Raw genomic sequence first — 5048 nt, 5'->3', positions numbered from 1 at the left:
CTATTGTTTTATGCCTTATAGGGCATTATCCATGATTTCCTGAACAACTTCCGGGTTCAATAGGGTACTTGTATCCCCCAAGTTGGACGTATCCTTACTCGCTATTTTACGCAAGATGCGCCGCATGATCTTTCCACTTCTCGTTTTCGGTAATCCAGAAACAAATTGGATTTTGTCCAATTTGGCTATAGGCCCGATAAGCTCGGTAATCTGCTGATTGATTTCGTTGCGTACATTATCCTTATCACGACCTTCCCCGGTTTCCTTAAGGATTACAAAGCCGTAGAGCGCATTGCCTTTGACATCATGGGGGAATCCTACAATGGCGGATTCTGCCACTGCCTGATGCTCATTTATGGCATCTTCGATAGGGGCAGTTCCCAAGTTGTGGCCAGACACAATGATCACATCATCGACACGTCCGGTGATCCTGTAATAGCCCACGGCGTCCCTACTGGCACCATCACCTGTAAAGTACATATTCTTATAGGCTGAAAAATAAGTGTCCCGATAACGTTCATGATTGCCCCAAATAGTCCTGGCAATCGATGGCCAAGGGAATTTAATGCACAAACGCCCCTCTACTTGGTTGCCTTTTATTTCATTGCCTTGCTCATCCATTAATGCAGGTTGCACCCCGATAAAGGGTAATGTGGCAAAGGTGGGGGTGGTCGGTGTTACATACGGTATGGGTGAAATCATAATCCCTCCCGTCTCCGTTTGCCACCAAGTATCTACGATGGGGCTATGCTTTTTCCCAACATTGTTGTTGTACCAGTGCCAAGCTTCCTCATTGATGGGCTCTCCTACGGAACCCAGAACCTTTAAGGAAGATAGGTCATATTTCTCTAAATAATCCAAATTTTCCTTAGCTAAGGCCCTGATAGCGGTTGGAGCCGTATAAAACTGATTTACCTTATGTTTTTCAACAACTTCCCAGAATCGTCCAAAGTCAGGGTAGGAGGGAATCCCTTCGAACATGACCGAAGTAGCACCGTTGGCCAAAGGGCCATAAACGATATAGGAGTGCCCGGTTATCCAACCAATATCGGCAGTACACCAATATACATCCTCTTCGCGATATTGAAAGATGTTTTTGAACGTATAGGCGGTATAGACCATGTACCCTCCGCAGGTATGGACCATTCCCTTAGGCTTTCCAGTAGATCCAGAGGTATAGAGAATAAAAAGTGGGTCTTCTGCATCCATGATTTCAGCATCACATTGGTCATGGGCCTCATACATCAAGGGTGCAAGCCATTTGTCACGCCCTTCCTTCATGTCAATATCACTTTTTATCCGTTTTGCCACCAAAACGGTTTTAACTCCGGGACAGTCTTCCAATGCCTTATCAACGATACCCTTCAAATCGATGGATTTGTTCCCTCTAAAAGATCCATCTGAGGTAATGACCATTTTGCAATCAGAATCATTGATTCGGGTAGAAAGTGCATTCGATGAAAAACCGGCAAAAACGACGGAATGGATGGCGCCTATACGGGCACAAGCCAGTACGGCGTAGGTTAGCTCAGGGATCATCGGCAGATAAATACATACGCGATCCCCTTTTTCAACGCCGTTGTTTTTTAGCACATTGGCCATTTTAGAAACCTTTTCGTACAGTTGCCCATACGTAATATGCTCTGCTTCCTCTTTAGGGTCATTGGGTTCAAATAGGATTGCGGTTTTGTTTCTACGGGTGGGTAAATGTCTATCGATACAGTTTTCGGTGATATTCAATTTTGCCCCTTGAAACCATTTGACCTCTGGTTTGGTGAAATCCCATTCCAATACCTGGTCCCATTTCTTACGCCAGACAAAATGTTCCTCTGCGATTTCTTCCCAAAAACCTTCTGGGTTCCTTACAGACTTGCGATATACCTGATAATATTCCTCTAAATGTTTAATGTGATAGTTACTCATTATAATTCGTTTTTAGTTGGATCCTACTTTGTGTGTTTTATAGACCTGTTCGATTTCATCGATAATTTTAGGGTCATCAATGGTCGAGGGTACCTTATAATCTTCCTTGTCCGCAATTCTACGTAACAATTTACGCAGAATTTTTCCAGAACGTGTCTTGGGCAATCGATTTACCAAAATAACCTGTTTTAAGGAGGCTACGGGACCAATTTGACTTCTAACCTCCTTGATGATTTCGCTTTGGATCACCGATTCTGCTATTTCATTCCCAGATTTCGCCACCGCCAGGGCTAAGGGAATCTGGCCTTTGAGATCGTCATTGATTCCGATTACGGCACACTCCGCCACAGAGGGATGGGATGCCACGATTTCTTCCATTTCCGCGGTCGATAATCTATGGCCGGCAACGTTGATGACATCATCTACCCTTCCGGTGATATACACATATCCGTCACCATCCTTATAACCACCATCACCTGAAAAATAATACCCAGGAAACCGTTCTAAATACCCAGCTTTGAAACGTTTGGGATTTCCCCATATATTCAAGAGATTTCCAGGAGGTAAGGGCAATCGAACAGCAACATATCCCTCAGAATTGGCTTCTAAAACTTCGCCTGCTTCGTTTAGTATTTGAATATCATACCCACAAACCGGAAATGTTGCAGAGCCTGGTTTTATTTCTGCCAATTCCAGTCCCGCCATATTGGCCAACATAGGCCATCCAGATTCCGTTTGCCACCAGTGGTCGATAACCGGGACCTTGAGTTTTTCTTCGGTCCATCTTAATGTGGAAACATCGCAACGTTCTCCCGCAAGAAATTGGAATTTAAGGCATGAAAGATCGTACCCCTGCATCATCTCACCATTTGGATCTTCCTTTTTTATCGCTCTAATGGCAGTAGGGGCAGTGAACATTACTTTTACCCGATGTTCACTGATTACCCTCCAAAAAGTCGAGGCATCAGGGGTTTTGATAGGCTTGCCTTCAAAGAGGACGGTCGTATTTCGATTGATCAATGGACCGTAGACGATAAAACTATGGCCAACCACCCAACCAACATCGCTGGCTGCCCAATAGACATCGCCAGGAGCAACCCCATAAATAAAGTTCATCGAGAATTTTAGTGCTGTGGCATAGCCCCCCGTATCCCGAATGATACCTTTAGGTGTACCCGTGGTACCTGAAGTATATAAAATATAGGAAGGATGGGTCGATTCTACGGCTATGGGTTCGGCGGGGACGGCATTCTTCACGGCTTCCAAGTAATCAACATCATAAGGTTTACTTGGTGTATCCGCTCCCAGATGTCTTTGGTAAATAATGACATTGGTTGGTTTGTGTGTTGCCAGTTCAATGGCATTGTCCACATAGGGTTTATAGGGAATAATACGGTCTATTTCAATTCCGCTGGAGGCTGTAAGAATTACTTTGGGTTTACAATCATCTATTCTTATGGCCAATTCGTGGGGGGCGAATCCTCCGAAAACCACGGAATGGATGACCCCGATTCTTGCAAATGCCAACATTGCATATAAGGCTTGGGGAATCATTGGCATATAAATAATCGCGGTATCCCCCTTTTCGAGTCCAAGATCTTTTAAGGCTCCTGCCAATTTCGATACTTCTTTGAGCAGGCGATTATAGGTGATAAGCTCCTTGGTGTTTGTAACCGGGGAATCATAAATAACGGCGTTTTGCCTCCCGAAGCCATCTTCAATATGTTTATCGATACAGAGATACGACAAATTTAATTTACCATCGGCAAACCACTGCGGATACCCATTTACATCCTTTGATAGGATGTCTGTGGGCTGATGGTACCAGCCTATTCTTTGTGATTGCTCTTTCCAGAACGGAACTGGACTTTCAATGCTCTTTTTATAGAATTCCTGATAGTTCATGGTTTCGGGTTTTTAGGGTTGAACAGTCCAAACCAATTCGGATTCAGTATCTTGAGTTTGATCAAGACCCAAAGTATAACCACGAAACAAATGCCCATGACGATAGAGTTCATTGGACTTATGGTGGTTTTGCTCTCATATTTAAAACGCAGGAAAAGGGACACAATAGCATATATACAGATAAAGATATCTGATGCCAGTGGGTTAAGACGTATTTTCATTTTAACATACTTTAATTAGACAAAGGTGTTGTTTGCACACAAAACCAATGGTTAATTAAGTAGTCCTAGTATTTCTGAAACTATTTTTTTTACTGAAAATGGCTTGGTCAAATATTTATCAGCGCCAAGTTGTATCCCTTTCTCAATATCCGATTCTTTATTCTTTGCAGTCAGGAACACTACTTTTGTGCTCTTGAGCGCTTCTGTCTTCTTGATGTGTTGCAAGGTTTGATACCCATCAACATTGGGCATCATAATATCCAATAAAACCACATCAGGAATGTTTTTTTCCAGAATTTGTAATGCCTCACCACCATCTCTTGCAATGTACACCTCAAAATCTTTTTTTTTGAAAGCGTATTCCAAGGTCATTACAATATTCGGTTCATCATCGACAATCAATATCTTTTTCATTCCCTATAATGCCTACAATTTAATTAAAAGGTAGTTTAAAACCAAAGGTAGCACCAACTTTCGTCCCTTTTTCGACCCAAATACTACCATGGTGCTTTTCGATGATCTGTTTGCTTATCGCCAAACCCAATCCACTTCCCTGGGGCTTGATGGTATTTTGGTTTTTTGATTGATAGAATTTCTCGAAAATATAATTTATATCCTCATCGGGTATGCCTTTTCCGTTGTCCTTCACATAAATTTCGATACAATCATTCCCTAATTTATAATCCAAGGTGATAACTCCTTTTTTTGGTTCACAGAATTTGATGGCGTTTGACAGTAAATTGGTAAGTACTTGAAGAATCCTATCCTCATCATAGGGCAGTTCAAAATTGAAGCTGTTGTTGTTCACGATCTTAATGTCTTTATTGGCAGCGATATGCTGAATATTGCCAATGGCTTTCTTTAAGGTCTTTTGAATGTTTCTTTTCTTAAGGTGGAGTTGTTGTCTTCCCGAAGATAGGTTCTCAAAATCGAGTATGTTATTGATAAGTCGGGACAAACGATCGGAATCACTTACGATATTCTTTAGGAAATTTTGTC

5 protein-coding genes are annotated in these 5048 nt (G+C 42.3%); all 5 read right to left on the bottom strand.

Annotated features, from left to right (window positions below):
* Positions 1-15: 15 nt before the first annotated feature.
* Entirely contained in the window at positions 16-1923 is a 1908-nt protein-coding gene (gene acs / locus WBM98_RS08645) for an acetate--CoA ligase (RefSeq protein WP_424365621.1), read from the bottom strand.
* Positions 1924-1935: 12 nt separating this feature from the next.
* Positions 1936-3828, bottom strand: a complete 1893-nt coding sequence (locus WBM98_RS08640) for an AMP-binding protein (RefSeq protein WP_424365620.1) — start codon at positions 3826-3828, stop codon at positions 1936-1938.
* The gene (locus WBM98_RS08635) at positions 3825-4049 is read right to left on the bottom strand and encodes a hypothetical protein (RefSeq protein ID WP_424365619.1); all 225 of its coding nucleotides are present in this window, start codon (positions 4047-4049) and stop codon (positions 3825-3827) included. Before WBM98_RS08635 ends, WBM98_RS08640 begins: the two co-directional genes overlap by 4 nt.
* 51 nt (positions 4050-4100) lie before the next feature.
* Complete coding sequence (locus WBM98_RS08630; RefSeq protein WP_424365618.1) at positions 4101-4463, bottom strand: response regulator transcription factor; 363 nt, start codon at positions 4461-4463, stop codon at positions 4101-4103.
* 19 nt (positions 4464-4482) lie between these two features.
* The coding region (locus WBM98_RS08625) for a sensor histidine kinase (RefSeq protein ID WP_424365617.1) at positions 4483-5048 on the bottom strand (566 nt) is incomplete at its 5' end.

Origin of the sequence: Maribacter sp. (genome assembly GCF_049667165.1) — a bacterium.
Lineage (GTDB): Bacteria > Bacteroidota > Bacteroidia > Flavobacteriales > Flavobacteriaceae > Maribacter_A.
The sequence above is the reverse complement of the archived record's forward strand: the minus strand, read 5'-3'. Positions and strand labels throughout refer to the sequence as shown.

Coding starts and splice junctions, on each gene's coding strand:
- WBM98_RS08635 (WP_424365619.1), bottom strand. CDS start 4,049: ATGAAAATACGTCTTAACCCACTGGCATCAGATATCTTTATCTGTATA.
- acs (WP_424365621.1), bottom strand. CDS start 1,923: ATGAGTAACTATCACATTAAACATTTAGAGGAATATTATCAGGTATAT.
- WBM98_RS08630 (WP_424365618.1), bottom strand. CDS start 4,463: ATGAAAAAGATATTGATTGTCGATGATGAACCGAATATTGTAATGACC.
- WBM98_RS08640 (WP_424365620.1), bottom strand. CDS start 3,828: ATGAACTATCAGGAATTCTATAAAAAGAGCATTGAAAGTCCAGTTCCG.